This is a genomic window from Aeromicrobium sp. PFPM2_SD2 (assembly GCF_057364525.1).
Window position 1 is genome coordinate 1 of record NZ_JBNFNZ010000356.1, and the last position, 2,591, is coordinate 2,591.

Sequence of the window (2,591 nt, forward strand, 5' to 3'; positions counted from 1 at the left end):
CCGGCGCACGTCCACGGGCACGACGCCCGGCGGCGGCTCCACGCCGTAGCCGGAGAACGGCGCCGCGAAGGTGACCGCCATCTGGTCGTCGAGCAGCGCCGGGATCTCGCGGTGGGCGATCCGGGCGTCGCCGGGGTGGTGGACGATGGTCATGACGAGGACTCGAAGCGGCCGGCTCACCCGGACCACCCTAGTGCGCCGCGCCCGGCGTCCCGTCGCGTCCCGGCGTGCCGTCGCCGTCGCTGCGTTAGCGTGCTGCCCGTGGTCCGCCTCTCGCTGCCGCGCGCCGTCGCGCACCCCGTCCGGCTCCTGCCGTTGACCTTCCTGGTGCTCATCTTCGTCGGCACGCTGCTCCTCTTGCTGCCGTTCGCGCGGGCGGGCGAGGACAACCCGAGCTTCATGGCGGCGTTCTTCACCTCGACGTCCGCGGTGACCGTCACCGGCCTGGCCACGGTCGACACCGCCACCTACTGGACCCCGGCCGGACAGGGCATCATCCTGGCGCTCGTCGAGATCGGCGGCCTGGGCATCGTCGCCCTCGCCACCCTGCTCGGCGTCTTCATCGGCGGACGCCTGGGGCTGCGCACCCGCCTCGTCGCGCAGGCCGACTTCCACGTGCCGACCCTCGGCGAGGTCCGTCCGCTGTTCGCCCGCATCGCCATCACGATGGTGCTGTTCCAGCTCGTCACCTGGGTCGCGCTCACCCTGCGCCTGCGCGCCGAGTACTTCGACTCGTGGGGCCAGTCGCTGTGGCACGGGCTGTTCTACGCGGTGATGGCGTTCAACAACGCCGGGTTCGCGCTCGAGACCGACAGCCTCGTCGGGTACGCCGGGGACGGCCTCATCATCCTGCCGGTGTCGATCGCCGTGTTCGTCGGCGCGATGGGCTTCCCCGTGCTCTCGGAGCTGTGGAGCCGCTGGCGCGCGCCGGCGACGTGGACCATCCACACCCGGCTCACCGTGTGGGGCTCGATCGGCCTGCTCGTCATCGCGGTCGTGCTGTTCATGGCCGTGGAGTGGAACAACGACGGCACGCTCGGTGAGCTGCCGTTCTGGCACCGCGTGGTCACCGGCATCGAGGCCGGCGTGATGCCCCGCTCGGGCGGGTTCAACAGCTTCGACTGGGGCGAGGTGCGGCCCGAGTCGCTGGACGTCGCCACCGTGATGATGTTCATCGGCGGCGGCTCGGCCAGCACCGCCGGCGGCATCAAGGTCACGACGTTCCTGCTGCTCGCCTACGTGATCATGGCCGAGCTGCGCGGCGACCCGGACGTCACGGTGGGCCGCCGCTCGATCAGCAGCGCCACCATCCGCCAGGCGGTCACCATCGCCCTGCTCGCGGTCATGCTCGTCATCACCTCGACCTGGCTCGTGCTGACGATGACCGGGCTCGGCTACGGCGAGGTGCTGTTCGAGTGCACGTCGGCCTTCGCGACCGTCGGCCTGAGCACCGGCATCACGCCCGACCTGCCCTGGAACGCGCAGATGGTGCTCATCGTCTTGATGTTCATCGGCCGAGTCGGCACCATTACGGCGGCGTCAGCGTTCGTCGTCCGCAACCGCGTGCGCCGCTACACCCTGCCCGAGGAGCGACCGATCATTGGCTAGCAAGGACACGTCCCCCACCGCCCCGGTGCTCGTCATCGGCTTGGGACGCTTCGGGTCGGCCGTCGCCAAGTCGCTCGTGCGGCTGGGCCACGAGGTGCTGGCCGTCGACGAGAGCCCGGCCATCGCGCAGAAGTACGCCAGCGACTTCACCCACGTCGTCTCGGCCGACACCACCGACACCGAGGCGCTGCAGCAGATCGGCGCCGAGCAGTTCCACCGCGCGGTCGTCGGCATCGGCAGCGACATCGAGGCCAGCGTCCTGACGGTGCTCGGCCTGGCCGAGCTCGGCGTCAAGGAGATCTGGGCCAAGGCGGTCAGCGGCAAGCACGCCATGATCCTCGAGCGCGTCGGCGCCACCCACGTCGTGCGGCCCGAGACGTCCATGGGCGAGCGGGTCGCGCACCTGGTGTCGGGCACGATGACCGACTTCATCGAGTTCGACGACGGCTTCGCCATCGCCCGCACCCGTGCCCCGCGCGAGGCGTGCGGCCAGGAGCTCGGCCGCTCGGTGCTGCGCTCCAAGTACGGCATCACCGTCGTCGGCGTGAAGAGCCGCGGCCAGGACTTCACCTACGCCCAGGCCGACACCCTCGTGCACCACGGCGACGAGCTGATCATCTCCGGGCCCACGGTCAAGGTGGAGAAGTTCTGCGCCATGACCGCCGACCAGTAGGTCAGGAGCCAGCGGCTCGGCGCCGCACCGCCTCGGCGAGGTCGTGCCAGGGACCCTCCAGGCGGCTCTCGGGCAGCCGGGCCGCGCGCTCGTTCGCGCGCAGGTCGTAGACGAACCGGTCGGGCACGCCGTCGGCGTCCAGGTCGGCGTCCCACGGGCACGCCTCGACCAGCGGCCACCAGGCCGGCGCGTCGTCCTCGCCCACCTCCACCGTCCACTCCCGACGCAGGCCGGCGACCCCGCCCGTGCGCACGACGTCAGCACCAGCACCGGCTCGGTCACGGGCGCACCTCCGTCGGCCGGCTCGACG

At 71.4% G+C, this 2,591-nt stretch carries 3 protein-coding genes and 1 pseudogene; 2 read left to right on the forward strand and 2 right to left on the reverse strand.

The annotated features are described in order from the left end of the window. Positions 1-180: pseudogene (locus AC2W7G_RS13475) on the reverse strand (glycosyl transferase); the annotation flags it as partial. Positions 181-261: 81 nt separating this feature from the next. Between AC2W7G_RS13475 and AC2W7G_RS13480 the strand changes: the two are divergent. Continuing rightward, positions 262-1,608, forward strand: coding sequence for a TrkH family potassium uptake protein (locus AC2W7G_RS13480; RefSeq protein WP_485868889.1), 1,347 nt, complete (start codon positions 262-264; stop codon positions 1,606-1,608). Further along, on the forward strand, positions 1,601-2,281 hold the full coding sequence (locus AC2W7G_RS13485) for a potassium channel family protein (protein ID WP_485868890.1): 681 nt from the start codon (positions 1,601-1,603) through the stop codon (positions 2,279-2,281). Before AC2W7G_RS13480 ends, AC2W7G_RS13485 begins: the two co-directional genes overlap by 8 nt. 1 nt (position 2,282) lies before the next feature. Here the strand turns inward: AC2W7G_RS13485 and AC2W7G_RS13490 are convergent. Beyond that, positions 2,283-2,591: hypothetical protein (locus AC2W7G_RS13490; protein ID WP_485868891.1), on the reverse strand; the 309-nt coding region annotated here is incomplete at its 5' end.